Annotated in this window: 21 protein-coding genes; 6 read left to right on the forward strand and 15 right to left on the reverse strand. The window is 56.3% G+C overall.

All coding sequences use genetic code 11. The annotated features are described in order from the left end of the window. Window positions 1-20 precede the first annotated feature (20 nt). Window positions 21-1,667: an NAD+ synthase gene (locus tag VFU50_19535; GenBank protein ID HEU5235059.1), complete on the reverse strand. Its 1,647-nt coding sequence runs from the start codon at window positions 1,665-1,667 to the stop codon at window positions 21-23. 109 nt (window positions 1,668-1,776) lie between these two features. Continuing rightward, entirely contained in the window at window positions 1,777-4,605 is a 2,829-nt protein-coding gene (locus VFU50_19540) for a PKD domain-containing protein (GenBank protein ID HEU5235060.1), read from the reverse strand. 347 nt (window positions 4,606-4,952) lie between these two features. On the opposite strand from VFU50_19540, the gene VFU50_19545 reads away from it, so the two are divergent. Next, entirely contained in the window at window positions 4,953-5,198 is a 246-nt protein-coding gene (locus tag VFU50_19545) for a hypothetical protein (GenBank protein HEU5235061.1), read from the forward strand. Between the two features lie 5 nt (window positions 5,199-5,203). On the opposite strand, the gene VFU50_19550 is transcribed toward VFU50_19545, so the two are convergent. From VFU50_19550 to rbfA, 5 genes are all read right to left on the reverse strand, one after another. Beyond that, window positions 5,204-5,905, reverse strand: coding sequence for a glycerophosphodiester phosphodiesterase (locus VFU50_19550; protein ID HEU5235062.1), 702 nt, complete (start codon window positions 5,903-5,905; stop codon window positions 5,204-5,206). A 15-nt stretch (window positions 5,906-5,920) separates the two neighbouring features. Beyond that, complete coding sequence (locus tag VFU50_19555; GenBank protein ID HEU5235063.1) at window positions 5,921-6,853, reverse strand: GNAT family N-acetyltransferase; 933 nt, start codon at window positions 6,851-6,853, stop codon at window positions 5,921-5,923. 224 nt (window positions 6,854-7,077) lie between these two features. After that, the gene (locus VFU50_19560) at window positions 7,078-8,763 is read right to left on the reverse strand and encodes a glycosyltransferase family 39 protein (GenBank protein HEU5235064.1); all 1,686 of its coding nucleotides are present in this window, start codon (window positions 8,761-8,763) and stop codon (window positions 7,078-7,080) included. Window positions 8,764-8,779: 16 nt separating this feature from the next. Further along, window positions 8,780-9,754, reverse strand: a complete 975-nt coding sequence (locus VFU50_19565; protein HEU5235065.1) for a bifunctional oligoribonuclease/PAP phosphatase NrnA — start codon at window positions 9,752-9,754, stop codon at window positions 8,780-8,782. 117 nt (window positions 9,755-9,871) lie between these two features. Continuing rightward, a complete protein-coding gene (gene rbfA / locus VFU50_19570) occupies window positions 9,872-10,240 on the reverse strand; it encodes a 30S ribosome-binding factor RbfA (GenBank protein HEU5235066.1) in 369 nt (122 codons plus the stop codon). Between the two features lie 200 nt (window positions 10,241-10,440). On the opposite strand from rbfA, the gene VFU50_19575 reads away from it, so the two are divergent. Both VFU50_19575 and VFU50_19580 read left to right on the forward strand, forming a co-directional pair. Beyond that, window positions 10,441-10,980, forward strand: a complete 540-nt coding sequence (locus VFU50_19575) for a hypothetical protein (GenBank protein HEU5235067.1) — start codon at window positions 10,441-10,443, stop codon at window positions 10,978-10,980. Between the two features lie 32 nt (window positions 10,981-11,012). Then, window positions 11,013-11,849 carry a glutaminyl-peptide cyclotransferase gene (locus tag VFU50_19580; GenBank protein HEU5235068.1) on the forward strand — a complete coding sequence of 279 codons (837 nt, stop codon included), beginning with the start codon at window positions 11,013-11,015 and terminating at the stop codon, window positions 11,847-11,849. 31 nt (window positions 11,850-11,880) lie between these two features. On the opposite strand, the gene VFU50_19585 is transcribed toward VFU50_19580, so the two are convergent. The 4 genes from VFU50_19585 to rimP form a co-directional block, all read right to left on the reverse strand. Next, complete coding sequence (locus VFU50_19585) at window positions 11,881-12,171, reverse strand: DUF503 domain-containing protein (protein HEU5235069.1); 291 nt, start codon at window positions 12,169-12,171, stop codon at window positions 11,881-11,883. Between the two features lie 164 nt (window positions 12,172-12,335). Continuing rightward, entirely contained in the window at window positions 12,336-15,290 is a 2,955-nt protein-coding gene (infB, locus tag VFU50_19590) for a translation initiation factor IF-2 (GenBank protein HEU5235070.1), read from the reverse strand. A gap of 127 nt (window positions 15,291-15,417) precedes the next feature. Then, window positions 15,418-17,004 carry a transcription termination factor NusA gene (gene nusA / locus VFU50_19595; GenBank protein HEU5235071.1) on the reverse strand — a complete coding sequence of 529 codons (1,587 nt, stop codon included), beginning with the start codon at window positions 17,002-17,004 and terminating at the stop codon, window positions 15,418-15,420. Between the two features lie 192 nt (window positions 17,005-17,196). Next, complete coding sequence (rimP, locus tag VFU50_19600; protein HEU5235072.1) at window positions 17,197-17,790, reverse strand: ribosome maturation factor RimP; 594 nt, start codon at window positions 17,788-17,790, stop codon at window positions 17,197-17,199. 1,070 nt (window positions 17,791-18,860) lie between these two features. Here rimP and VFU50_19605 point away from each other — a divergent pair. From VFU50_19605 to VFU50_19615, 3 genes are all read left to right on the forward strand, one after another. Then, on the forward strand, window positions 18,861-19,679 hold the full coding sequence (locus tag VFU50_19605) for a CPBP family intramembrane glutamic endopeptidase (GenBank protein HEU5235073.1): 819 nt from the start codon (window positions 18,861-18,863) through the stop codon (window positions 19,677-19,679). A 135-nt stretch (window positions 19,680-19,814) separates the two neighbouring features. Continuing rightward, the gene (gene guaB / locus VFU50_19610) at window positions 19,815-21,320 is read left to right on the forward strand and encodes an IMP dehydrogenase (GenBank protein ID HEU5235074.1); all 1,506 of its coding nucleotides are present in this window, start codon (window positions 19,815-19,817) and stop codon (window positions 21,318-21,320) included. Between the two features lie 6 nt (window positions 21,321-21,326). Next, a complete protein-coding gene (locus VFU50_19615; GenBank protein HEU5235075.1) occupies window positions 21,327-21,890 on the forward strand; it encodes a VanZ family protein in 564 nt (187 codons plus the stop codon). A 368-nt stretch (window positions 21,891-22,258) separates the two neighbouring features. On the opposite strand, the gene VFU50_19620 is transcribed toward VFU50_19615, so the two are convergent. The 4 genes from VFU50_19620 to VFU50_19635 form a co-directional block, all read right to left on the reverse strand. Then, on the reverse strand, window positions 22,259-22,462 hold the full coding sequence (locus VFU50_19620; GenBank protein ID HEU5235076.1) for a DUF4287 domain-containing protein: 204 nt from the start codon (window positions 22,460-22,462) through the stop codon (window positions 22,259-22,261). Then, window positions 22,459-22,956, reverse strand: coding sequence for a DUF2911 domain-containing protein (locus VFU50_19625; protein HEU5235077.1), 498 nt, complete (start codon window positions 22,954-22,956; stop codon window positions 22,459-22,461). Before VFU50_19625 ends, VFU50_19620 begins: the two co-directional genes overlap by 4 nt. Before the next feature lie 188 nt (window positions 22,957-23,144). After that, window positions 23,145-24,614, reverse strand: coding sequence for a hypothetical protein (locus VFU50_19630; GenBank protein HEU5235078.1), 1,470 nt, complete (start codon window positions 24,612-24,614; stop codon window positions 23,145-23,147). A 127-nt stretch (window positions 24,615-24,741) separates the two neighbouring features. Next, entirely contained in the window at window positions 24,742-26,343 is a 1,602-nt protein-coding gene (locus tag VFU50_19635) for an alpha-N-arabinofuranosidase (GenBank protein HEU5235079.1), read from the reverse strand. Window positions 26,344-26,456 lie beyond the last annotated feature (113 nt).

Here is a 26,456-nt window from a genome sequence, read left to right on the forward strand (position 1 = left end):
ATGAAATTGTTTCCGGAAAATCAGCATTCGCCTTCGTATTTGGCAGCAATGGGAAAACGCCGCCCTGTGCCGAAGGCTTTCTGGCTGATCTTCAAAACTGGCGCCGCCTGCTGGCGCTTGTATTCGCTGCGCTCGATCATTCGAATAACGGACATTACCACCTTGCAATCGTAGCCATGCTCTTTAGCAATTTCTTCAGCGGTTTTATATTCCTCGACGAAGCCTTCAAGAATGCAATCGATTACGTCATATGGAGGCAGCGTGTCTTGATCAGTTTGATTGGGACGCAGCTCTGCCGATGGTACCTTCTGGATCGTCGAGCGCGGGATCACTGGAGAGATCCCATTTCGGTATTCGCTCAGACGATACACCATAGTCTTGGGTACATCCGCGATAACCGCCAGGGCTCCGCACATATCGCCATATAGCGTGCAATATCCGACCGCCATTTCAGATTTGTTGCCTGTCGTAAGCACGAGCGCTCCGAATTTATTGGACAGAGCCATCAATGTGGATCCGCGAAGGCGCGATTGCAGATTCTCTTCCGTGAAATCTTCAGGTAGACCCGTGAAAGAGGGGTTAAGCACTTCACGGAAAGCATCGAATACCGAGGTGATCGGAATGACTTCGTATCTGATTCCGAGATTTCGAGCCAACTCGCGGGCGTCGTCCTTGCTACCCTGTGATGAATAGGGACCCGGCATCGAAACTCCGGCCACGTTGTCTTTCCCTAGAGCATCGCAGGCTATGGCCGCAGTCAGGGCACTATCGATGCCTCCACTCAGCCCAACCACCACTTTCTTGAAGCCGCACTTGCGAACGTAATCGCGCGTTCCAAGTACTAACGCCGCATAAGCTTCGGCGTCGGGTCCAACTGGCTGCTCATGCATATCTCCGGTCAGAGTCTCGGTATCGAAGAACACGAGATCTTCTTCGAAGGACTTGGCTTGGGCGAGCACGCGACCATCAGCGCCTATTACGAGACTCGATCCGTCGAAGATCAATCCGTCATTACCGCCGACTTGATTGCACATCACGACGGGAATCTTGAAATCTGCAGCAATGGCTTGCAGCATCTTCAGGCGAATTTCCCGTTTGTGAACTGTGAATGGCGAAGCCGAGATGTTAATCACCAGATTTCCGCCGGCGCGGACTAACTCTTCGACGGGATCAATGTTGTACAGCCGCTTTTGCCAGAAGTGTTTGTCATTCCATGCGTCTTCGCAGATCGTGAGCGCAACTTTTGAGCCATTGAAGGCAAAGATCTCTTGCTTTCGGGCGGGAGCAAAGTAGCGATCTTCGTCGAAAACGTCGTAGGTGGGCAGCAGCATCTTCGATTGCATGAATTCGACGTGCCCATCACGCAGCCAGGCGGCAGAGTTCATCACTGACTTCCCGGTTTCGCTTTTCGCCGGCGTCACCAGACCGCAGACGATGGAAATCCCCTGAGCTTCCCGAGCGAGGCGGGCAAGCGTATTGCCGCTTTGAGTGACAAAAGATGGCTTCTCAACCAGGTCACGCGGGGGATAACCGCAAATTGCCAATTCGGGAAAAAGAATGAGATCGGCGCCGCGTTCCCGAGCCTCTCGTGTGTAGGAAATAATCTTGGAGGCGTTTCCGCAGAAATCCCCTACCGTGGGATTAATCTGACCAAGGGCAATCTTCATTCATTATTGAGTGTAAGGCTCGCGCGAAAAGCTGTCATGTGTGAGTCAAGTCGTGCTCTGAATAGAACAGGGCGTCCGAGGACGCCCTGTCGCGTTTGCGATTGTTGTTTTACTGTGCAGTGACGGTAGCCGTCTGCATATAGGCAGCACCGGCACTGTCCCAGGCTTTCAAAGCCACAAGATGGCTTCCTGGAGAAACATTCAGATATGTATCCACCTGGCTCAAGGCGTTCTGATAAATGAGCGCGCCATCTATGTAAATCTGCATGGCAACAATCCCGATTGGGGAAGTTGAATATCCTTGGACGCGCATCGAGAGAGGTACCACACTATTGGCGAGTGGCGACTGCATCACCACACCTGCTTTAGCTTGTACAGTGACTGCTACCGAACCGGCGGATACCGATTTCACCGCGTCTGCTGCCTGGGCCGTAACCGTGTAAGTACCGGCTGAACCATATGTATGCGAAGCCATGGGACCAGGAGACTGAGTTCCATCTCCCCAGTAGATGGATGAATTCCCAATCGCTCCTGAAGCAGCCGACACAGTGGCCTGCACGCTGCTGCCAACGCTAACCGTTGTTGGGCTGACCGACAAAGAGGCGACCAGCGGCGCAAGCACTGTAACACTTATGCTCTTCTTGTAAGGGTTTCCGAGTTTATCCCACAATTTCACCACTACGGCGTGCGTACCTTTGCTCGCGGCAACTGTTGTGTCGAAAGATGCAGCATTTATCTGATAAACCAGGGCTCCATCAAGGTAAATCTGCATAGCATCGACGCCGCTGGGAGCCGACCCACTGGCGACCACGTGTATTGGCGAGTACGTGGAAGCTCCATTGGCAGGTTGCGCGACGTTGAGCGTAACAGTCTGAGCACTAACGTTTACAGTCGCCCTAGCCTGCGCCGTGGCGCCCTGGGTGCTGGTCGCAGAAGCTGAGACCGTATAGGTACCAGCTTGGGCATAGACGTGCGAAGCCGAAGGACCCGCAGAGCTCGTGCCGTCTCCCCATGCGATTTGTGAGCTGGCGATCGTTCCCGAACTGGAGCTCACGGTTGCAGTCACGCTCGATCCCACAGAAGTCGTGGTTGGGTTCAGGGAAAGCGAAGCCGAAAACGAAGGAGCAACAGTGACGTTAAGTGACTGCATGTAAGCATTGCCGAGCTTGTCCCAGAGCTTGAGGACAAGCAAGTGAGTGCCCGCCGCTGCACTCACTGTGGTGTCCATGGAGCTTGCATTGATCTGATACACGAGAGTGTGGTCGAGATAAATCTGGAGAGCATCCACACCGCTCGGAGCGGATCCGTTCGCCACGACATGAATGGGACCGGGCACCGTCGAATTGTTAAGCGGCTGAGTCACCGTGAGTGTCGGGTTCGCCGTTACGCTCACTGTAGCCGTCGCTTGCGCCTGCAGGTTCAGAGCGTCAGTCACCGTCGCCGAAACCGTGTACTTGCCAGTGTTGGCGTAGGTGTGGGAAGCAATGGGACCTGCGGCACTCGCACCGTCTCCGAAATTAATCGTCGAAGTAAGAGCGCTGCCCTGCGGATCGGTCGAGGAGGAAGTCGAGGCTGTAACGGTCAGGGGCGCCGTTCCTGATCCGGGACTTAGAGAGAGCCTCGCCACCGGGGGCTGAGGCTGTCCACCTCCTCCGCTGAGGTATGTGGCTGCTGCGGAGATATGATTCAGAATCGAGGGCTTTCCTACCGCCTTTACATACACCGAGTACGTTCCCGCATTGAAACCAAAGCTTGACAGATCGAGCGAATGTGTCCCGACTGGGAAATCTCCCAAAGACATCAGGTTCTGCCCGTCGCTGCTGATAAATATGGTGTAGTGATCGAGCGTGTTCTCGTTTCCGGTGATGCTCCAATTCAAGGTGCTTCCGGACACCGACGCGTTGACGCTCACGCAATTGTCAATTCCCGTTTCAATTTCCGTGGCTTCCTCGTAATCGTTCCAGGTGACAAGCTGAAACCACGCAAGCTGTTTCGAAGTCGACCACATGCTGTTAGCTTTCGCAAAGCTGCTGAGCCAAGTTTGACCGCATTGCTGTTGCATGATGCGATTGGCGCTCCAGGAAGCGAGCGTGTCGTTGAAACCTTTGTAGGAAGCTCCCACAGGAAGCTTGGCAGGATACTGCTGCGCGGTCGAGTAGAAGTCGGTCAGATAGTTCAGCGACATTGGATCGCTCTGCGTCACATTGGAAGGCTGCACCCAGGAGAATCCACCATTCGAGTACGAGCGCGTAAATCCGCCGTCATTTTCAAAGACGAACTGAAGATTACCGGCAGTGTTCGCGCGAACGCGCGTCCAGTCAATCGGGTACGACTCGACGCCAAAATAGAACACGACCGGATTGCCATTCCAGCGAATGTAGGCCGGCGAACTGATGTAGGTTTGCGTAATGTAGTTGAGGTCGGAGATAAGCGCCGCAGTAACGTCGCAGCCGCTGGTGTTGGCGCAGTTGCTGATGGCACCGGCGTCTTCCATAATGGCGAATTGGAATGCCCCGTTTCGGGATTGAGCCTCATTCGCCATTGCCAATGTCGTTGCATTTTCCTGAGAAGCATTCGGACCGTACCAGTCGATGATTACGCCGGCGATGCCGCGGCTGATCATGTCATCGACCTGCTTTTTTACCTGCGTCGGATCGGCCGAGTTATAGCCCACGTTCATGTGATAGCTCACACCGAACCACGGCATGAAGTGTGCATAGACTGCGGTGGTCGAACCGCTGTAGAGCAGCGTGCTGGTCGCAACCTTGCTTACATTTCCTGGGGTTGCGTTGCCGTTGCTCTGAGCTTGAAAACTTGGAGCCGCGCTGGTGTTGTTGCCGGATTCAGCGGCTAGAGTTGTGGTCGGTGTAATGTTGGTAGCTGAAAATGCCTGTACCGCGGAAAGAAAAATACAAACGAGCCCAATGCGCAAACGCACTACTGCCTCCGAGAAAGAGCCGGGAACATCGGGGCGCGTCTCGGCCTCGCGCCTGATCTCCGGTTGTAAGTAGCTGGATTTGCGAAGGATTCTAGACTCAGGAAACCATGGGAGGATTCCGGTTTACTACTTAGTACCGTATTCGAAGTGTCTTAATTGTTCGAATGGAGACCTCGATTACAGAAGCTCGAGTGTTTGAAATCAGTGACTTACGAATTCAGCAAAGAGCACTCGTGCCGTGTCCTGAAAAGCGAGGTAACCACACCTGAGTTACGCAAACAACTAAAACCGTTGATTTTGCCTCTAAGCAAGTGGGAACTTCTACCCTCAAATGCGGGAAGGTTAAGATGTCTGCACAGACTCAGATGGAACCAACTTCCAAGATTCCCTCCGACATCAGTACCGAACTTCGCCGTTTGGCGCATGATTTGAGCAACTCGCTGGAGACGATCATGCAGGCGTCGTACCTGCTCAGCCAATCCAAACTGGATGAGACCTCAAAGCGGTGGGCTGGCCTGATCGACAACGCCACACGCGACGCCGCCCGCATCAATCGTGAGGTGAGAGAGATTCTGCGGTCGCGCAGTACATAGCAAACCTATTTCGCGATTTCGTGATTTCGCGATTTCGGGATTTGCAGACCTGAGTTCCCCTCATTCCTTGGCCTGATAGTCGCGACGAGCAGCTTAGTGTCGTCTGAGATGATTCCATCGACGCCGAGCTCCCTGAGCCGTTCCATTTCTCGCCTGCTATTCACAGTCCAGATGAAGGTCTGCAACCGAGCCGAGTGAAGTTCGTCAATCAAGCTCTTATCCGCGAGACGCCAGTTCATGATGACTGCGCCAATGGGCAACTTCGGCCAGCGTCGAAGTTGCCGGAAGGTTTCGCAAATCAGACCAAGCGGAACATCTACGTTCTCGGCTGCAACACGATGCAGTACTTCTGGGAGAAATGAAGAAATGATGTAGTGTTTTGCTCGCGCTTCGGCGAGGGCACGCAAGATTGGACCAGCATCGCCCGGCGTCTTCAATTCAATATCCAGAAAAGCGCGCGAGCCGTACTTCTGGATTACTTCTTCGGCATCGGGGAGGCTCAGTTCAGCAAACGAACGGCTGACGATTCGTCGACGCCGATAAAGTGCATCGTGGCAAATCACACAGCGCGCGTCTCGCGTGTAGCGCACGTCGAATTCGAAGCCGTCGCAGCCGTGTTCTATAGCGAGATCAAAAGCTGCGAATGAGTTCTCAGCTGCATATTTGCGCGCACCGCGGTGTCCGAGCAGGAGCGGACGAGAGTTCATTTCGGAAATCGCTGGCTAGCCTTCCCAGACAAAGGCATCGAATATTCGTCGAGTGTGGAATCCCAAGCGGCGATATAGATCCACTGCGTTCCGATTTCCTTCCGTCACTGTAAGTGACAACTCGCTAAATCGCCGGTCCAGCAGACTGCGCAGACATGCCTTCATCATGGCGCGCGCCAGCCCTTGCCCTCGAAATTCGGGTAAGAGACAGACCTGAGTCACGTGTCCCACGTCGTCACGCACGCGCGAGCAGAGGAGCATTCCCACAACCGCACGAGAAGAATTGTGAACAGCAGTAAACGAGGATGCAGGATCGAAGGTTCCGCATCCGGGAAAACGCACAATGTTGTTCAAGAAGCGCAAGGAGCCGGCAATGCTGCGGTACTGGTCGTTGATTTCCGAATCGATGTGTCCGGCATACGCCTGCATAATCACGTTTGCCGCAGGCTGAAAATCCTGCTCCGCCCATGGACGAAGGGTGATGTTCATCAGCTCAGGCGCCTGAAATACAGGCGCTTGACGCAAAGGAAGTGACATGAAGAGCCGCGGAAATCGACGGAATCCCCGCTGCAGGAACGGAGAAGAGGTCGTACCGGCATCGTGCAGTAATAATTGAGCTTCAATGCGATGAATGCCGGGAGAGTTTTGCAGTGTCTCGGCTACATGGTCCAGCAGACGTGCGCCAAGATCGCGATCCGCGCGCGCCGACGTAAACATATCGCCCACTACACCCTTGCTGCCTTCATACACAAAAAACGAATAGCCAAGAGTGCGTCCGTCGTCCACGGCCGCATAGCCGGGAAGAATCTTCGAATCCAGATAGCGCAGGATCATCTCGGCGGAGCTTTGGTAATCCCAACTCATGCGCTCTGACCATAGCCGCGCCTCCTCCATCAGTAGCGGACGAAGCTCCACCGCGCCAAAATGTCGCAGATCGATAATTTCCACGGGCTCACATTCCGCAACCTGGCGGACCTGTCTCACGGCTGCTGCGCTTCTGCTGTTTCTCAAAGGCAAAATCGTACTCCCCTGGAGTCTGAAACGAGTCTTTGCCGCCGGTGGGCGAAACGCCGGCTGCAAAAGGTCGGGAACCAGAGTCTAAGAGCAGTCCGGCCTTGGCGAAAAGCCTTTTCCGAAGCAGGAACCACGGCGTACAGCCGTAACCACTCAGCTTACCTTGTCAGAGAGTCACTTGACGAAACCCAGAGCACCTCCAAATGCTGCGGATTCTCTACATCCCGAAACGGGGAACCAAAGGACACGAACTTTCGCGTTGGTCCGAGCAGCTTTGCAATCGCCGCGTGCTCGCCTTCCCGCGCCACCAGGATGTGTTCGCTTTTGGGAATTTCACCGCGCTCATACCGATCGATTGGTTCGTCAAGATAAAAGCCGAGACCATACTCGACGTCACGACGCGCCTGGAAAACCGCCACCGGTCGAAATTGTGGTGGGACATGTTGCTGTTCAACCTTCTCGATGAACGCGGCAACCTGCCGGCTTGAATAGGCCTCCCCTAAGATTCGTCCTGAATAGTGGAGCAGAAAGAAGACTCCGAAAGCTACGGGAACGATCGTGGTCCAGAGCAGCATTCGGTGTCCGCGTCGCTTTACCAGAAAAAAGATGAAGCAGAATACCGCTGCCCCAATCGCGCAGGCATACGCGAGTGCATCGGCCGGCGGAACCGATTTGGGATCTAGAACAAGATGCGGAACCAGCAGGACGGCCACTGTAAGGAGGGCAGTCAGCAGCGCATGTGCAAACACGAGTCCGATGCGCATCGCCTGCTTTCTCCTTCGGCGCAAATAGTCCGCGGTCAAAATCGTGCAGGGCGGGATCGCAGGGAGGATGTATCCCGGCAGCTTTGACTGCGAAAACGAAAAGAACACGACGGGAAACAGCGCCCAGATCACCAGGAATTCGGGGAACGAGTCCCCCACCTGCTCACTTTCCCTGACTTGTCCCGGAGCGGAGTTGCGCCATTCGCGCCAGGTCTGCTTGGCGGCCGAGAGCAGTGCGGTGATCGCATAGACTGTCCACGGCATCAGTGAAAGTATCAGAACGGGAATGTAGTACCAGAAGGGCTGGCGATGCTGGAAGAGGTCCGTCGCGAAGCGTTCGAGATTGTGTTGCAGGAAGAAAACCTTGAAGAAATCGTTGTTCGCTCGCTGGACCGCGATGTACCAGGGAAGCACAATAGCCGAATAGATGACCACTCCCGGCCACCAGAATGTCTTCCACAGCGTTCGGAAATCCCGCCGCACCGCGGCAAAGATGAGAAGGATAAAAAATGCGAGCCCTGGAGCCACTGGTCCTTTGGCCAGAGTGCCTACAGCCAAAAAGAAGTAGAGGTCGAACAGCCAGAACTTGCTTCCCGTTTCGAACCAGGCATACCAGCCCAGCATAGCGAACGCGAATGGCGCCGCCAGCTGCATGTCGGTAGAAGCGCCGCGTGAAAATCCAATGATCGCTGCTGAGGCACCCGTAATGAGTGCGGCTCCGAACTGAGCGCCAGGACGGAAGCGCCGCATGTGGAAATAAATGATGATAACGAGGGCCAGAGCGAAGGTCGCAGAAGGGAGGCGCGCCGCCCAGTCATGCACCCCAAATGTTCTGAACGCCGCCGCGGCACGCCAGTAGTAGAGCGCGGGTTTCTCCAGCCACGGATTCCCATGCAAAGTGGGGGTTACGAAGTCGTTGTTGCGCAGCATCTCGCGGGCTATCTGCGCATAACGGGGTTCATCCGCGCCCGCTAATCCAAAATTTCCGAGACCATAAAAGAAAAGCAGCAAGGATAGAGCAACAACGGTGGTGATCTCAATCACCAAAATGCGCAGATTGGATGTGCTGCTCTCGGGCATTATGTTTTCACTGAGCTTAGACGGTGGCTTCCGGCATGTGTCCGTGAAGCGGAGCGGCGCCGCGCAATTGACTGAGAATCGCTTCCAATGAAGCAGCGAGTGGCCCAGCGACCGCGCATCCGCTGGCGCAGCTGTGTCCACCACCCCCGAAGCGTTCGGCGATGGCCGCGACGTTGACCTGCCCCTTGCTGCGCAAGCTCACACGATAGCGTCCGTCAGCGAGTTCGCGAAAGAACAATGCCACCTCGACTCCTTGAATACTCAGAGCATAGTTGACGATGCCTTCGCAGTCCTCCTCCAACCCTCCGCTGCGTTCCATTTCGGAAAGCGAGAGATGCATATAGGCCAGCGAGCCTTCGCGATGAAGATTCGAGAGCGCAGCTCCAAGCAGCCGCATCTTCGCCGTGGGATTGGAGAAATACACGTTGTACGCGATGTCCACCGGCTTGGCTCCATTTCGAACCAACTCCAGAGCGATCTCAAACGTATGGGCATTCGTACCCGTGAAGCAGAAGGACCCGGTGTCAGTGAGGACTGCCGTGTACAGGCAGGTAGCCATTTCGGGAGTCATTGGAACGCTTGCGGCACGGCCTAACCGGTAAACCATCTCTGCCACGGCGCATGCTTTTTCATCGATCCAATTCAAGTGCGCAAATTCGCGCGCGCTGTTGTGATGATCGATGTTGATCAGAAAACGGCCTTCCAAGCCTTGCAGTCTAGTACGCTGAATGCTGTCACATTCAAGAATGATGGCCACTTCAGGAGCTTCCGCCGGGACTGTTGACGAATGTTCGATCACGTGTGCGTGCGGTAGTCCGTTATAGATCAGCGGCACTGGATCGCTCATCACCACGCGCGCAGTCTTCCCAAGGTAGATCAGTATCTGATAGAGGCCGAGCAGGGACCCAATCGCGTCACCGTCAGGGCGCGCGTGCGAGGTTAGCAGGAACGCATCGCGCTGCTGGATTTCCTTGAGCACCTGGTCAATCATGGCGAGCGGAAACGAGCGACTTCCGATGACAGTCGGCGCTCGGCTAGCAAGCTCCTCTGCTGTTTTGAACAGATTCGCTACTGGCCGAGGTACGACGGTCGAAAGCTGATAGCCCTTTCATGATTTTTTTTTCCTCTTCGTTCGCCCCAGGAGCTCGTCAATGCGCGACGAGTACTGCTCGGAGCGGTCGATCACAAACAGAAGCTCGGGAGCGTGTCGCAACCCCATACGTTCCGCGAGTTGGTGGCGAATGAAACCTTTGGCCGCGTTCAGTCCTTCCAAGGTCTGCTCAGCTTCTTCATCATCTCCATCGACGCGAACGAACACGCGAGCTGTCTTTCCGCCTGGCGCAAGCATAATTTCGGTCACGGCCGCCAGGCCGATCCTGGGATCACCGAGCTCGCCTTCGAGGATGAGATCGATCTCCTCCCGCAAGGCCTCCACCCGCCGCTCACGTTGGTGTTTCGGAGGGCGCGGTTCAACCATGAAAAACTCCCATGAAGATAAAACTCATGAGAATAACAGAATCGGATGATCGGGTGATCGGGTCATCGGGTGATCTGAAAGCGACTGGTTATTTCACGCATTGGAAACGAACCTGATACTTTTCCGCTCGACTGATTTGAGAGAAACTGCGACTGAGGCGTGGGTTTTAGATCACCCGATGACCCGATCGCCCGATTCCCATGACTCACTCTCGCCTAGTCGATGCCGCCGTAAGCTGGCTACGTTCGAAGTACCGTTGTGGAATTGTCCTCTCCGAACAGAGCTGCGCCAGCGGAGAGACTCCCGATGCGATTGGATGGAAGGGCAAGAACCACTCCGTGGTGGTGGAATGCAAAATCTCGCGAGCAGACTTCCTGGCCGATGCAGCCAAGCCGTGGCGCCTTCAATCGGAATCGGCACTTGGATGCGAGCGCTTTTATCTCGCTCCCGCCGGGATAATCTCGTGCAATGAACTTCCCTCCGGTTGGGGATTGCTCGAGATTCGCGGGCACGAGATTTGCATTGCGCGCAAATCGAAGAAGAACCTGCGCGGTGCCGAAGGACTCGTCAATGAAATGAATCTTCTCCTTGCCAGCTTGCGCCGCGTCGAGGTACGTATTGAGCCCCAGACGATAACTGACTTCCTGAAATGGAAAAACAGAATGGCGAAGTATAACGGCGGAAGCTTGCCATTAGGAATTGTCTCCGACCGCGACGAACGAAATGGCTATTTGACGTAACATCGTTGGGAACCCCTTTGGAATCTCCGCAAGTGAGTTCTACTCTGGGAATCCGATCTCGAATTAGATTGCTCCTCGCTCATCTTGTCTGCTTTGCGCTGCCTGCTTCCTTGCTCTCTCAATCCAAGCCACATCTACCACGTGCAACTCCCGAATACACCTACAAGGTGATACACATCTTCCCGCATGACGCCACCGCGTTTACGCAGGGGCTGACGTATAAAAACGGCTTCCTCTATGAAGGCACAGGCCTCAACGGCCACTCTTCCATCAGAAAAGTACGCCTCGAAACCGGCGAGGTCATCGAGAAAAGAGATCTGCCTTCGGAATTTTTCGGCGAAGGAGTTGCAGTCTTTAACAAGGAAATCGTCCAACTCACCTGGCTCTCGCACAAGGGGTTCGTTTACACCCTCAACGGTTTTGCTCCTGAACGTACATTCACTTATTCGGGCGAAGGTTGGGGCCTGGCTACCGACGGTCCGGTGCTGTTCATGAGCGACGGAACTTCAACCATTCGAGTTCTCAATCCGACGACATTTCGAGAAGAGCGCCACATAAACGTAAGCGACCACGGACAACCGGTGACTCAGCTCAATGAACTGGAAGTCGTGGAAGGAGAACTCTTTGCTAACGTCTGGCAGACGGACCGGATCGCGAGAATCTCTCCACGGGACGGCCACGTTAGCGGATGGATCAACTTGGCAGGACTACTGAGTCCGATGTACCGCCGCAGTTCAGACGCGGTCCTTAACGGCATTGCCTATGACGCGCAGCAAAGACGGTTATTCGTGACTGGCAAGCTTTGGCCGAGCATTTTTGAAATTCGCGTCGTCAAAGCAGCGAAACAAAGTACGAACGTGAGCCAGTAATTTCATTGAGGTCCGGAGTTCCCAGCCAAAGCTAGTCCATCTCCACAAAGCTGTCCGTCACCTCAGCCCCATTGTCGTTCGCGATGCGCGTGGCTGCGCGCTCGACCTGCTGCATCAGTCCAGAAAGATAATCGCGCGAGCTCGAGATACTCACGACTCCGATGGTTGCGCGCTGCCACAAATCAGTTTGATCGAGTTCAGCCACTGATACGTTGAAGCCGGAGCGAAGTTTGTCTTTCAGGCTGCGCAGCACCTGGCGCTTGTCCTTGAGCGAGTGGGCGCCTTCAATGCGGATTTCCAGGGTGAGAGTCGCGATGGGCATTAAGCGGCTAGCAGTCTGTCATTCCGAACGGATGCTCACGCAGTTTGCGTGAGCAGGAGTGAGGAATCCCTATCGGTTGCATGAACTCCAGGCCAGCAGCATAGAAGTTGATAGGGATTCCTCACGCCAAAACCGGGCGTTCGGAATGACAAAACAATCGAAGCTTACTGGTTGACCAACTGCGGCTTCGCGCCCAGCAGTTCGCCTGCAACTTTCTGCACGCTGAAGGCTTCGATCACGTCGCCTACCTTGACGTCGCCATAGCCGGCGATGCCGATGCCGCACTCCATGCCGTTGCGGACCTCGCTTACGTCGTCTTTAAAGCGACGTAGCGAGCCTACGCGACCTTTGAAGACCTGCACGTTATCGCGCAGCAGACGCACTTCGGAGTCGCGCTTGATGGTGCCATCCTGCACATAGCAGCCGGCAATTGTTCCAACTTTGGGAACACGGAAAGTTTCGCGAACTTCGGCGCGTCCAAGATAAGTCTCCTTGAACACCGGCTCCAGCAAGCCGGCCATGGCTTTGCGAATCTCGTCCTGTAGTTCGTAGATGATGGAGTGCAGACGAATTTCGACGTTTTCCTGCTCGGCCAGTTCTTGTGCTTTGCGCTCAGGACGAACATTGAAGCCGATGATGATCGCGTTCGAAGCAGAGGCCAGAAGCACGTCGCTCTCGGTGATCGCCCCTACGCCGGAGCGCAGCACGCGGACTTTCACTTGCTCGTTCGAGAGCTTCTGCAGCGAGTCGGCCAGTACTTCGACCGAGCCCTGCACATCGCCCTTCAGGATGATCGACAATTCTTTGATTCCGGCAGTCTTGATCTGCTCGGCGAGTCCCTCAAGCGTGACGCGCGACGACTTCGCCAACTGCGCCTCACGGGCTTTCTGCTCGCGATAGGTGGCGATGTTCTTCGCCTTCTCGCGATCTGCGACAGCGGTGAACGTGTCTCCCGCTTCGGGAATACCTTCCAGACCGAGAATCTCGACCGGTGTTGCCGGCGGGGCCGCTTCAACCGTGTTGCCGCGGTCATCGAACATGGCACGAACTTTCCCATAGGTGTTGCCGACGATGAAAGTATCGCCGGTGTGCAGAGTTCCATTCTGGATCAGAACGGTGGCGACGGCTCCACGTCCGCGGTCGAGCTTCGCTTCAAGCACTGCGCCGCTGGCGGCGCGATCCGGAGAAGCCTTGAGCTCCTGCAGGTCGGCAACCAGGCAGATCATCTCCATCAGCAGATTCAGATTGGTCTTCTGCTTAGCGGAGACATCGACGAACACGTACTTGCCGCCCCAATCTTCCGGCAGATATCCACGATCGGCGAGTTGCTTCTTCACGCGGTCGGGCATGGCTCCGGGCTTGTCAATTTTGTTGACAGCGAAGATGAGCGGAACTTTCGCGGCGGTAGCGTGATCGATAGCTTCGAGCGTCTGCGGCATTACGCCGTCATCGGCGGCAACAACGATCACAACGATGTCAGTGACCTTTGCTCCGCGAGCGCGCATGCGGGTGAACGCTTCGTGACCAGGCGTATCGAGGAAGACGATCTCGCGACCAAACGCCGGCGAATCTTCCTTCGTGATTCTCACCTTGTAGGCACCAATGTGCTGCGTGATACCGCCAGCTTCGCCGCCCGCGACATTGGTTTCGCGGATAGAGTCGAGCAGCGAGGTTTTGCCGTGGTCGACGTGTCCCATAATGGTCACGACCGGGGGACGCACAACCGCGGCAGTGTCAAGCCCATCGGTGCTGGCAACGCCGGCATCGATGTCCTTCGACATCTGCTCTTCGAAGGTGATCACGTTGGCTTCAGCACCGAACTGACGGGCCATATCCTTAGCCAGTTCGGCGTCGAGCGTCTGGTTCACCGTCGCCATCACCCCCCGCAATAGCAGGCGAGCGATGACATCTTTCGCGCGAATTTCGAGCTTTTCGGCAAGATCTTTGACGCTGATACCTTCCGTAATCGTTATCGCGCGCGTGATCGGCAGCGGCTCGTTCGAAATCTGCGCACCGTAGCGCGGCGGAGGAGTAAAGCCCTTCATCGGGCCTTCCTTTACTCCGCGTGGAACGTAACGCTGCCCAGGACGGCGAGCTGGACCGCCGGGACGCCGCGTATCCGGCGTGGGCGGCGGAGGCACGAGGCCTGGCGCACCCATTCCCATTGGTCGTCCACCGGGTGTTTGCCGCGTTGGATGCATCGGCCGGCGAGCGCCGGGAGGCATGCCAGGACGCTGCCCCGGCTGCGGCTGTCCCATTCCGGGACGACGCTGGAAGATCGGCTGACCGCGTACGGGCATACCGCCGGCCGGACGTTGACCTGCTTGCGGCGATCCCATCGGCGCTGCAGGACGAGCCTGCTGCGGAGGGGCCGTGTATACGGGGCGAGGCCCAGTTTGCGGCGTAATTATGCGACGCACTGGAGCAGGGGGCGTTTGCGCGCGCTGCTGCTGAGAGGCGTTGGCGATAGATCCTGCCTGAGCTGGAGGCGCAGCCGACGGCGGTGTGACCTGTACTGCAGCCGGAGTCTGACTCTGTTGTGCTGCCGGAGGTTGAGCCGCAGCAGGAGTCTTCGGAGCAGCAACTGGCGCACTTGGAGCCGCCGCAGTGGGCTTCTCAGGCGCCGGCGGAGCAGCCGGAGGCGGCGCAGCGAACGACGGGCGCTGCCCAAGCATCGGCTTGATTACGCGCTTCGCAGGAGCTTCCGGAGCGGCTGCGGGCGGTGCAGCGGCAACCGGCTTTTCAGCAACCGGGGCTGGCGGCGCTGCAGGTTTCGGAGGCGCAGCGGGCGGCGCAGCGACAGTTTTCGGAATGGGAGGCGCCGAAGCTTCGGCCTTCTTCTTTAGTAGCAGGCTGGCCACGTCGCCAGGCTTGGAGATATGCGAGAGATCGATCTTGGTCTTGATCTCAGGCTCGCCGGAACGGGAGCTGCCATCGCGTGCGGCAGTTCCGCCGCCCTGACCAGAGAGGTGTTTGCGCACACGCTCGGCCTCGTCGGCCTCAATCGAGCTCGAGTGCGTCTTCTTTTCCGTTACTCCGACGAGGGGAAGGACGTCGAGAATCGCCTTGCTCTTGACTTCCAGTTCCCTTGCTAAATCGTTGATTCGAACTTTACTCATTCCGCCCTTTGTGTTTCTCCGAAACCTGTTTTAGTCGATCATCACAACCCTCAACTTAGCTGCTAGCTACTAGCTGCCGGCTGCTAGCCAAAATCTCTGCCGCGCTTGCGCGAGGCAGTTTACACGCCTATTCGGCTTCCTCTGATTTATTTGCCGATGCCTGCTCTTCCGGCTCGACGACTTCATCTTCGCTCGGCGCAGGCTCTTCGCCATGTACGTGCACTTCGGCTTCGTCGGCCGGCGGAGCGTTCTCGACGCCTGCGATTTCCGCGGCTTCGAATCCCTGTCCGGTTTCGGCTGCCTCGGCGTACTCTGAGTTCTCGGCATGCACGTTCGGCTGTTCGATGCTCTCCCCTTCGATTTGATCGGGAGCAGCATCGACCGCAGCGCCTTCCTGCGCTTCAACCCCTGGCTCAAGGCCTTGACCTTCGCCGGCTTCGAGTGCGGAGAAGTAGTTGTTCACAGCAATGCTGATCTTCTCGATCGTCTTTGGGCCGATGCCCGGTAACTCCTCGAGCTGCTCCGGAGTCATGTCGGCGAGAGCTTCCACGGTCGTGATGCCGGCAGCGACCAGCTTCTCGATGACCGTCTCTCCCAATTCGGGAACTTTCTCGAGAGGAGTCGCAGCCGCAGTCGTGAGCGCCTGCATCTGCTGCTCGACTTCCTGACGCTTCTCTTCCTCGCTCTTGATGTCGATCTTCCACCCGAGGAGCTTGGCGGCAAGACGAACGTTCTGACCTTTCTTGCCGATGGCGAGAGAAAGCTGTGTGTCATCGACGATGACTTCCAGATGCTTCTCCGTTGGATCGAGCACGGTTACGCGGCTCACCTTGGCCGGCTGCAATGCTTTCTCCGCAAACGTGACCGGATCTTCGTGATACTCGATGATGTCGATCTTCTCTCCGCGCAGCTCGCGAATGATCGACTGCACACGCATCCCCTTCATGCCTACGCAGGCGCCCACAGAGTCGACGTCCTTGTCTTTCGACATGACGGCGATCTTGGTGCGCTCGCCGGCTTCGCGGGCGATCGCACGGATCACGACGGTTCCGTCGTAAATCTCCGGCACTTCCGTCTGGAATAAGTTTTGCACCAGCTCCGGCGCAGCGCGCGACACTACAACCTGCGGTCCCTTCGATGCTTTATCGACTCGCGTCAGCACGACTCGAACTCGCTCGCCGACGGCAAATGATTCGAGGCGCGATTGTTCTTTGCGCCCCATGCGCGCTTCGGCTTTGCCGATGTCGAAGATCACGTCCGGACCTTCGATGCGCTTCACCGTCGCGTTGAGAATCTCGCCGACGCGTCCGATGTACTCGTTGTAAACCGTGTCGCGCTCAGCCTCGCGGACCTTCTGGAAGATCACCTGTTTCGCGAGCTGCGCAGAGATGCGTCCCAGCACACCGTCGGTGGATTTGTACTGGCGAATTTCTCCGCCGACTTCCACATTCGGATCGATCTTGCGAGCGTCTTCCAGCGTGACCTGCAGAGTGGGATCTTCGATCTGCTCCGGGGTCTCGACGACAGTCCTGTAGCTATAAGCCTGGATTGCGCCAGTGTCTTTGTTGAGTTCGGCGCGCATGTTTTCCTGGATCTTGTAGTGCTTGCGCGTAGCGACAGCAATCGCGTCTTCCACCGCGCTGACCACAATCTGCGGATCGATGCCCTTTTCCCGACTTAATGCTTCGATGTTTTCGTACAGCGCACTTGCCATAGGGGTTCAAATCGGCTGCTGGCTACTGGCTTCTGGCTCCCGGCTTGAGCCTGGAAATCCCGAATTCCAATGCAGCGGCTTTAATTCGTAATTAGTTCGCAATTTCTTGCGGCCTCAGCTCAATCAAGAACGTAGCGTAGCGTTAACCGAGCCTAGCCAGAGGCCAGTGGCCAGAAGCCAGCAGCCCCGTTTTCAAATCTCCGGAACGAGACGAGCGCGTTCAATATTGCTTAGCTCAATCTCGATTGTCTGGCCTTCCGATTCGGCCTGCTTCCGCTTCTTGCCTTTCTTGCTTTCGCGATGCGGCTCCAGCGCGATTCGCGCATCGCCTAACAAGCGAAGGCGTCCGTCAAAATGTCTGTTTCCGTTCACCGGCTCGCGAGTCATGACCTTGACTCTGCTGCCGCTGAAGCGCTCGAACTCTGCCGGCCTTACCAGCTTGCGATCGAGTCCAGGCGACGAAACTTCGAGCAAATAACCTGCGCCGGGAACCGCATCTTCCACGTCGAGAATCGTTCCCAATTCGCGACTGTAGTCAGCGCAATCTTCGTGCGTTACGCCGGCCAACTGATCCCAACTCGACGGGGATGGAACCCTTTCGCCCGCCTGAGCCGCCGCGGCCAATTGCTGCTCCTGCGCGCGACGTCCTTCGGCATTCTTTTCTATAAAGACCCGTAACGTGCGTCCCTTGCCGCCACCGTGAAACTCGAGATCCACGACCTCAAGTCCCGAAGAGGCAGCGACGCGCTCGGCGATGGCACGCACATGCGCTTCATCAAATGGCATGTCTCGTTAGCCCGGTAAAATCAGCCCTGCAAATCGAACAAACTTTGCGTCCAAATAAAAAGTGGGCTATCGCCCACTGGTTTGCTTCGCCAAACGATTTCTTCACCGCAAAAACGGATGAAGTTGGAAGCCTAGCCACCCCCTTCGGGGCCCCGTCCCCCGCCGCAACTCACAATTGAGCTACAGACCGGTTCGAGGTGAACACGCCAAAATCCGATGATACGCCGTGTGGGAGCGATTTACAAACGGCGCGGCAGTCAGCATTCGCTCTCGGCATTCGGCTTAAGAGTCGCTCTTGAGGGCGTAAGAGCTTCATTAAGAGCGCCGACTGTCCGAGCAGAAATCTCTTTATCTAGAACTGCGATTTTTGTGGGCACCTACTCTCAGTGGCCTGCAAGCCTGAACTTGTCGCTTGTTTTTTGTTCCTCTGACACAAACTGCAAGCAATTTCAGTCGTGGAAATCCTCGAAGTGGAGGCGGATGTTCGACTTGCAGCTCGGAAAAACTAATCGAGACTTCCTTTTCCGCATTTTTTGGCTTGGCGTTAACGCCTAGTTTTCCACGGCGTTAACCCCTAAATTTCCACGGCGTTAACGCCCCTTTTTCCACGGCGTTAACGCCAAATCTCCCTGGCGTTAACGCCTGTGAGACAAGGACCTTAGAGGTGAGACAATCGCTCGCGTAGCCCAAACATAGAAGCCGCTCGATATGTGCTGGAACTGTCGTCCAACTTCGACGTTTTCGGCTCTACAAGCTGCATCTCCAGCGCAAGTTGTCATACTTCCGTGCTATGACATTTTGGAGCGAAAGTCAAGCGAAATCAGCAGCTGCTTAAGGCGATTTTCAGACCCAATTTTGGCGGCAGACAAAGCCCTCTGGGGCGCGCCACGTCGGTCGCATAGCAGCATCACGCGTGTACACTTCCCTAAACAGAATGCGCCACTAATAAGGTGAGCTCTCTGCCGGAACCTGAGAACGAATCCTTGACCTTTCCTGGAACGGAAAGCACTCCCGCCCAACGCAGTCCTTTCTTCTTCAATGAACGAGGACTCCGGGCCGGGTGGCGGCTGTTGAGCTGGATTGCGATCTGCATCGCTTTCGGCATCTTCCTCCTGGGGATCTCCGCTCCGATTCGACACCATCTTCCGCACGACATTGCTCCTGATGTCGCAAAGCTTCTGATCGTCGCCGCCATCCTCGGGGGCAACGCATTTATGGCCAAAGTCGAACGCCGATCGGCATGGTCGTATGGGCTTACGGATCGAAAGTGGGGACCTCACTTCTTTTTCGGCGTGCTCATCGGATGGCTGTCGCTCACGCTCATGCTCGAAGGACTGAAGTTTTCGCACCACTTCGACTTCGGCCCCCAGTACATGCATGGCTCCTCGCTCGCGATTGCCGCGATGCTCAATGCATTTTCGTTTTTGTTTGAAGTCGCACTTTTCGAGGAAATCTGTTTTCGCGGATACGCGCTCTACACGCTTGCGGATGGAATCGGATTCTGGCCGGCAGCAATTCTGCTCTCGCTGCTCTTTGCCGCGGCACATTTAACCAACGGCGGCGAAGCAGCCGCCGGAATTATCGCCGTAGTTTTCTTCGGGCTCATGATCTGTGTTTCCGTGTGGCGCACGGGAAGCCTGTTCTGGGCAATCGGATTCCACTTCATGTGGGACTACTCCGAGACCTTTCTCTATGGCGTGAACGATAGCGGCTTCGTATCACCAGAGCATTTGCTGAGCGCGAAATTCTACGGTCCCGCGTGGATCACGGGTGGAAGTGTCGGCCCGGAAGGAAGCTGGTTCATTTTTGTGGTGCTCGCGGCAGTCGCGCTCGTCATTCATTTCGCCTATCCGCAACGCCTGTTCAGAACAGCAAACCACCGGGGGTGAACACGAAGGCCACGAAGTACACAAAGGAAACTCTGTCCTCCGTGCCCTTCGTGTCCTTCGTGTTGAAGAGCTTCTTGGTTTTCTATCCGATGCAGTCAATCACGCTACAATGAAAGAAAAGCAAGTGAGATTTGAATGATCCATTTTCCCGTCCCTGAGGCCCTCACCTTCGATGATGTTCTTCTCCTGCCGGCACATTCTGATGTAGTTCCTGCGCTGGCGAATACGCAGACGCGGCTCTCGCGCAACATCAATCTCAACATTCCGATCATCAGCTCCGCCATGGACACGGTGACCGAATCGCGCCTCGCAATCGCGATCGCGCAACAGGGCGGAATCGGCATTGTGCATCGCAATCTCACGATCGAGCAGCAGGCTGGGGAGGTGGATAAAGTAAAGCGGTCGGAGAGTGGAATGATCGTCGATCCAGTCACGATCTCGCCGGACGCGAAGATCTCCGATGCGCTCGACGTAATGCGCAAATACAAGATCTCCGGCGTGCCAGTCACAAAAAATAAGAAACTCGTCGGCATTCTCACCAATCGCGATCTGCGATTTGAAACCCGTACTGACATTCCAATTTCCAAGGTGATGACCAAAGAAAACCTCATCACCGTGCCCGTAGGCACCACCCTCGAAGAAGCCGAGCAGATTCTGCACAAGCATCGAGTGGAGAAGCTGCTGGTTGTCGATGACAAGCAGAACCTCAAAGGCCTGATCACCGTAAAAGACATTCAGAAGAAATTGAAATACCCCAATGCCGCCAAGGACGCGCAGGGACGGTTGCGAGTGGGTGCTGCGATCGGCGCGACCGGCGATTACCTGGAGCGCGCGCAGGAGATGGCGCGCTACAAAGTCGATGTGATTGCGATCGACAGCGCGCACGGCCACACTACGCGCGTTCTCGATGCCGTGCGAGAGATCAAGAGCAAATTGCCGGAGGTAGATTTACTCGCAGGAAATGTTGGCACATTCGATGGAGCGTGCGCTCTCATCAAAGCGGGAGTCGATGCGGTAAAAGTCGGAATTGGACCTGGATCGATCTGTACCACACGAATCGTCACCGGAGCCGGCGTGCCTCAGATTTATGCCATCGCAGAAGCCTCGCGCGCGGCCAAAGATTCCGGTGTACCGATCATTGCCGACGGGGGCATCAAGTACTCGGGCGATATAACGAAAGCAATCGCAGCCGGAGCCAGTTCGGTGATGGTTGGATCGCTGTTTGCCGGAGTCGATGAGAGCCCGGGCGAAACAATTCTCTATCAGGGCCGGTCGTTCAAGGCATACCGCGGCATGGGATCACTCGCGGCGATGGCACAAGGTTCCAGCGAGCGCTACTTCCAATCGAACGACGACGACACTCCTGCCGCGGAGATGATGGAAAACGGAAAGTCGAATCGCCTCGCCAAGCTCGTTCCCGAAGGCATCGAAGGGCGCGTTCCCTATCGCGGACCGCTCTCCAATATGGTCCTCCAGCTCGTCGGCGGATTGCGTTCCGGAATGGGATACTGCGGCTGCAGCACGATTCCCGAATTGCAACAGAAAGCCCGCTTCGTGCGCATCAGCGGCGCCGGGCTGCGCGAGAGCCATGTGCACGACGTGATCATCACGCGTGAAGCTCCCAATTACCGGCTCGAGTAACGCCGTTTGAAAACCATCACGCGCAATTTCCGCTTCTGGATTCCTGTCTTTTTGTGGCTCGGGATCATTGCTGTCGAGTCGTTTGGGCTGTCGTCGAGCGTGACCGGCGGATGGCTCCTGAAACTACTGCGCTGGTTCCATGTTCACCTCTCGTGGCAAGCCTTTCAGGAGCTGAACCACATTCTCCGCAAGACCGGACACTTCACCGGCTATGGAATCCTTTGCGTGCTGTTTTTCCGAGCGTGGTTTCACACGCTCGTTTCTCGTTCGCGCATCACTCGCGCATCCTCTGCCTCGCTCGTCGCAAACGCACTTCATTCAATTCGAGTCCGGTGCGCATTGCTGGCCGTCAATATGACCCTTATCACGGCGATTCTCGACGAATGGCACCAGGCCTTCGATCCCCGACGAACATCTTCCGGATGGGATGTCGCGCTCGATGTGACCGGCGGCATCATCTTTCTTCTTTTTGGCCTGTTTGTCCTCAAGCTTTGGCGGAGCATTCCCATCGATCTGCAACCCGCAGCCCCAACGCTCGATTACTTATCAGGCACTACGAAAACTTCCTGACTCCCTGATTAACCAGACTGGGTTTTTGAGTTGGCGATGGATAGTGATCCGTAACGATTTCAAATCCAAGAGTTGGCAAACCATGCAGGCCCGAAGGACCGAAAGGGCGCCCCGAGGCGTAAACCCTGGGCGAGCGTACAAATTCGGCTAGCGACAACTGTTCAGATTCTGAACGGCTTGGACAAAGGCGGCCGCCCCTCAGCGCGTCGCTCCTGGTGGAATCGACCCTTCCCAGGATGGCGCTCCATCGAGAGAAAAGTTGCCGCAGAACCGCAGACACACAGACCGGAATTCCTGAATCGGGAAAACGGATGAGAATGCATTCCGCGTGGCCGCAGCTCTTCTCGGCGCCTTGCCTCGAGCCTCGTTTATTTTGTGCGCCCCTTAAACGTTGCGTAGATGGCCATGGCGTGCCCATGTCCTAATCCGAAATCGCGTTTCAACCATGCAACAATGGCGCCGGCTTTTACTCCAGGCTCCAGCAGGCCTTCCTTCTTTGCGAGTTTCTTAAAGTCGTCTGGCGTCTTGCCGGTCTTCGCCTGAATGTTGTCGATATAAGCCTGAAACGTCACTTCGTTTCTTTTGTCTCCTCCCACGCCATTGTCGAGTCAGCGTACACCCTGAGGTTGCACTGTGTGGGAGCGATATGTACGAGTACGAGTTGCGGACGGTCAACTTTATGATCGAGATGACTGGAGCCCATGGTGGTACGCACGACGTCGTTCTTGGAATCGTATTCGGTTGCTTTCGCTGCGGTGCGGTTCACAATCAGTTGCCAGTGACCCTTTTCCGGTAATACATACAGACCGTAAGCGCCAACGGGGAGCGTGACCCCCTCGACGGAAATGCTCGTATCTAAAAACAAGGCCATGGCCTGATTGCCTGGCGTCCAGATATGGCCGTTGTCGACGTTGTATGGCTGCTGCGCATATTGAAGGCGCATGCCGTGACCATCCTCAAAAGCGCAGGTCACTTCCTGCAAGTCATCCGGACCCGCCCATGTGAAACAGCTCGCTGCAAGGATCAGAATCAGAACCGCGAAAATACTGCGTGTGAAATTTTGCATTCTTTTCGACCTCGGCTGAAGCGTCGCGCGTCGTTCTGAGCATCGACGCGCATTGCTGTCATGGTACAACTTCTCGACAAAAAAGCGTTGCTGATTCCTTCCCGCAGATCGCGGAGCTAAACCGCCACACGAAAAAAGAAGACTCGTCGATGGCCGACTCCGCTTCGATCGCACGAAGCTCTTTCTGGTTATTGTGAGAAATCGATACCGATGGCTTGCGCGAGTTGGAGTGTGGCGCCGCGAAATTCCTCTGGATCGGATACGAAGACGGCGCGTCCGCCTGAGTACCGCGCCAATCGCTGCAGCAAGCTTTGATTTTGGCCGAGCGCATCGAGTCCTATGCAGTCGATGCGCACATCGCGAATTTGAGAGCTCAACGGAGGAGCATTCTCGGCCTGCTTCGTGTTTCTTCCGTCGGAGATCACGAGGAGCACGCGGTTGCGGTTCTTCCCAATTCGGTCCAGATGACCGACTGCAAAGCTGATCCCTTCGAAGAGCGCGGCGCCGGATCCGGCCGTCATGTGTTCCAGTGCATCGTCGAGCAGCATATCTTGTCGAGTGAGGTCTTGCTGGAAGTCGAGTTGGTCGCTATAAGCCATGAGGAAAGCTTCGTCGTCCGGGCGAAGGTGCCCGACCAGATCGCGCAGCGTGCCGACGATAGCTTTGCGATTTTCCCCTTTCAACAGACTGGTCTGAAGCAGAATTCCGAGCGACACGGGATCGGTACGAGGCGGCAGCTTGAGTCGGGGAGTTTCGGCCATTGAAGGCTGTGCCTTAGGAGGCAGCCCGGGTACGCTCCCCGCCTCTGTCTTCGCGGTCATCGTGGATGCAGGCGGCCCGGCATAATCCGCCATCGCTCGCTTCTGATTGCGCGTACCCATCGACGTGACGGCGACAAACTGCTTCCAATCAGCGTCACTGCCGCCGTCTGCGAGGTACTTGCTGCGAGCGTACTGCGCGATGCGGGTTCCTGCAGGCGATCCTGCATTTAGATTCACTGCTCGTGCAAGGTGCCAGTAACCGTTTTTCGTGTCAGGGTTCTTGCCGGAGAGCAACGCTAAAGCATAGGAATAACTGTAGCGAGGATCGTTAGGGGCAACGCTAACCGCGAGCTTGAGATATGGGCGGGCATCTTCATATTGCTGGAGGCCGACATAAGCGAGTCCGATGGAGCCATCGAGCAGGAGCCACACGCGGCGTCGCATCTCTGCAAACTCGGCTTCGGAAAAACCCTCAGGCTTATGAATGCGGTCGAGGCTCGTTAGAGCGGTCCGTAGCGCCTCGATTCCTTCCGCACTCTTCGGCGGCATCGAGCTCGCTAGTGCCGCTTGCGCCAGCGGACTCGTCGGCGATCGTCGCAGTAGCTCACTCCCCCAGCGCGCAGAGCGCGCCGTATCTCCGAGGCGGATCGAATCCCAGGTTACGCATTCGAGAGCGTCTTGGACGAGGCTGCTGGCGGGCTCGGCCAGAAAAAACTGCTCCATCGCTACCAGTCGTTTGGCGGGTTCGGAGAGTTGGACCGCCCTTGTATATGCAGTTAGTCCAGCCGTGCTCGATTGCCGCGACCAGAGACTGGAGTTCACAACCAGGGACAAGGCGAAAATCGCGAGGGCGAACGCAGGTGCGCGCCGTTTTATCGACAGCTTGAAACCGGGCATCTACCCTGTTCGATGCTGCTGGAGAGTGAGAACGTACAAAAAACCTCGCTTCCTGGTTGTAATTCTCCGCACCAGGAGGTGCTAAGCCTCTATGCGCCGAGCCTGAGCGGCGAGCGGTAACATAAGTTCAAATTGCCAGTGACACGACGCTGTACGAGCGCGCGGGCACCTGGAGCGTCATTCTTGGACCGAGCCTTGGAGCTTCCAGGTTCTGTGGAGTGACGTTCTTTGGCTGTTCGAACGTGTTTACCGCCTTTAAGTTGGTTCCCGTTATGGTCTGGCACAAGTTGATCTTTGTGGGAACAACGTCGCGCCAGGTAATTTCGAGTTCGCGCGGCTTCTCTAAATCCCGATTCAGGATGAACAGCGCGGCGGATTTGCTCTCGCTATCGATTGTGGCAACGATGTCGAGGTAAGGTACTGAGCCGAGACCCGGGCCAGTGATTCCGATTGCTTCCGTAGGACGACCAAGTTGAGCAACTTCGTAGGCAGGTCCTTCAGGCACGATGTGCACGGCGCGTCCTCGCGCGTGCTGCAGTGCCCAGGAGTACGGGTAATAAATCGTCTGCTTCAGCACTCCATTCGCGTTTGTCATCAGTGGCGCAATTACGTTCACCAGTTGCGCGAGACAGGCTACCCGCACGCGGTCCGAATGGCGAACCAGCGAATTCAGCAGCCCGCCTACCACTAATGCGTCTTCCAGGTTGTACACCTCTTCGAGCAGATGGGGCGCGGGTTTGCCGCGCCCGTTGACAGCGTCGCCGGTGCGCGCCCGATACCAGACGTTCCACTCGTCGAAAGACAGGAAGAGAGTTTTGTTCGTTCGTTTCCTGCCGCGAACCAGCTCGCACACGGCTGCGATCTCTTCGATCTGCCGATCCATGGCGAGGTTCATCGCGAGATAGGTCTCGCTATTGCCACCGGTCTCTTCATTGTTTCCCCAGTAGCGATGCAGCGAGATTCCGTCTGCGAGTTCGTAACAGGCATCAAGCACTTGCTGGTCCCACTCCAGGTACGTCGGCATAAACGGACCGCTTGAGCCGCAGGCGATCAGTTTCACGTTGGGATCGATCACGCGGATTTGACGCGCCGCATCGACTGCCTTCTCGCCATACTCGCGCGCATCCATGTGACCGATCTGCCAGGGACCATCCATTTCATTGCCCAGACACCAATACTTCACGTTGTGCGGTTGTTCGTATCCATGCCGGCGACGCAGATCGCTCCACTTCGTGCCGCCGGGATAATTGCAGTACTCGACCAGCGCAGCCGCCATCTCAGCACTACCGGTACCGAAGTTCATGCCGAACAGAGGTTCGGCGCCGACTAGTTTGGCCCAGGTAATGAATTCGTTGGTTCCAAACTGGTTCGTCTCGAGCGTGTTCCAGGCGCGGTCCAGCACCTGCGGACGGTCCTTCTTTGGACCAACTCCGTCGAGCCAGTGATACCCGGAGACGAAATTTCCTCCGGGGTATCGAATGATCGGCACGCCCAACGTATGAACCTCTCGAATCACATCGGTGCGGAAGCCGTTCGCGTCTGACAGCCGAGAGCCGGGGTCGTAAATCCCGTCGTAGATCGCGCGTCCAAGGTGTTCCAAAAAGGAACCGAAGATGTTGCGGTCGAGCGGGGTGGTCGAGAATGCTGGATCGATGACGACGCGCGTAGTCGCTGATGCACTCTGTGCCCAGCTGGAAGCTAGCGCGGCATCGGCGATGGCGATCGCCATTGCAGTCTGACTACCTCTTTTCAGGAAGTCCCTTCGGCTGATGTTAGACACGGATCTGTCTCCTCGAATCGATCTTGCCCGGCGCAATCGTGAGATTTGTTGCGAGCAGAAGA

The organism is Terriglobales bacterium (assembly GCA_035764005.1).
GTDB lineage: Bacteria > Acidobacteriota > Terriglobia > Terriglobales > Acidobacteriaceae > Gp1-AA112.

Bases quoted from the DNA above. Each gene is read 5' to 3' on its own strand.
- VFU50_19535 (HEU5235059.1), bottom strand. From the start codon at position 1,667: ATGAAGATTGCCCTTGGTCAGATTAATCCCACGGTAGGGGATTTCTGC.
- VFU50_19545 (HEU5235061.1), top strand. From the start codon at position 4,953: ATGTCTGCACAGACTCAGATGGAACCAACTTCCAAGATTCCCTCCGAC.
- VFU50_19550 (HEU5235062.1), bottom strand. From the start codon at position 5,905: ATGAACTCTCGTCCGCTCCTGCTCGGACACCGCGGTGCGCGCAAATAT.
- VFU50_19560 (HEU5235064.1), bottom strand. From the start codon at position 8,763: ATGCCCGAGAGCAGCACATCCAATCTGCGCATTTTGGTGATTGAGATC.
- VFU50_19565 (HEU5235065.1), bottom strand. From the start codon at position 9,754: ATGATTGACCAGGTGCTCAAGGAAATCCAGCAGCGCGATGCGTTCCTG.
- rbfA (HEU5235066.1), bottom strand. From the start codon at position 10,240: ATGGTTGAACCGCGCCCTCCGAAACACCAACGTGAGCGGCGGGTGGAG.
- VFU50_19575 (HEU5235067.1), top strand. From the start codon at position 10,441: ATGACTCACTCTCGCCTAGTCGATGCCGCCGTAAGCTGGCTACGTTCG.
- VFU50_19585 (HEU5235069.1), bottom strand. From the start codon at position 12,171: ATGCCCATCGCGACTCTCACCCTGGAAATCCGCATTGAAGGCGCCCAC.
- infB (HEU5235070.1), bottom strand. From the start codon at position 15,290: ATGAGTAAAGTTCGAATCAACGATTTAGCAAGGGAACTGGAAGTCAAG.
- nusA (HEU5235071.1), bottom strand. From the start codon at position 17,004: ATGGCAAGTGCGCTGTACGAAAACATCGAAGCATTAAGTCGGGAAAAG.
- rimP (HEU5235072.1), bottom strand. From the start codon at position 17,790: ATGCCATTTGATGAAGCGCATGTGCGTGCCATCGCCGAGCGCGTCGCT.
- guaB (HEU5235074.1), top strand. From the start codon at position 19,815: ATGATCCATTTTCCCGTCCCTGAGGCCCTCACCTTCGATGATGTTCTT.
- VFU50_19625 (HEU5235077.1), bottom strand. From the start codon at position 22,956: ATGCAAAATTTCACACGCAGTATTTTCGCGGTTCTGATTCTGATCCTT.
- VFU50_19630 (HEU5235078.1), bottom strand. From the start codon at position 24,614: ATGCCCGGTTTCAAGCTGTCGATAAAACGGCGCGCACCTGCGTTCGCC.
- VFU50_19635 (HEU5235079.1), bottom strand. From the start codon at position 26,343: ATGGCGATCGCCATCGCCGATGCCGCGCTAGCTTCCAGCTGGGCACAG.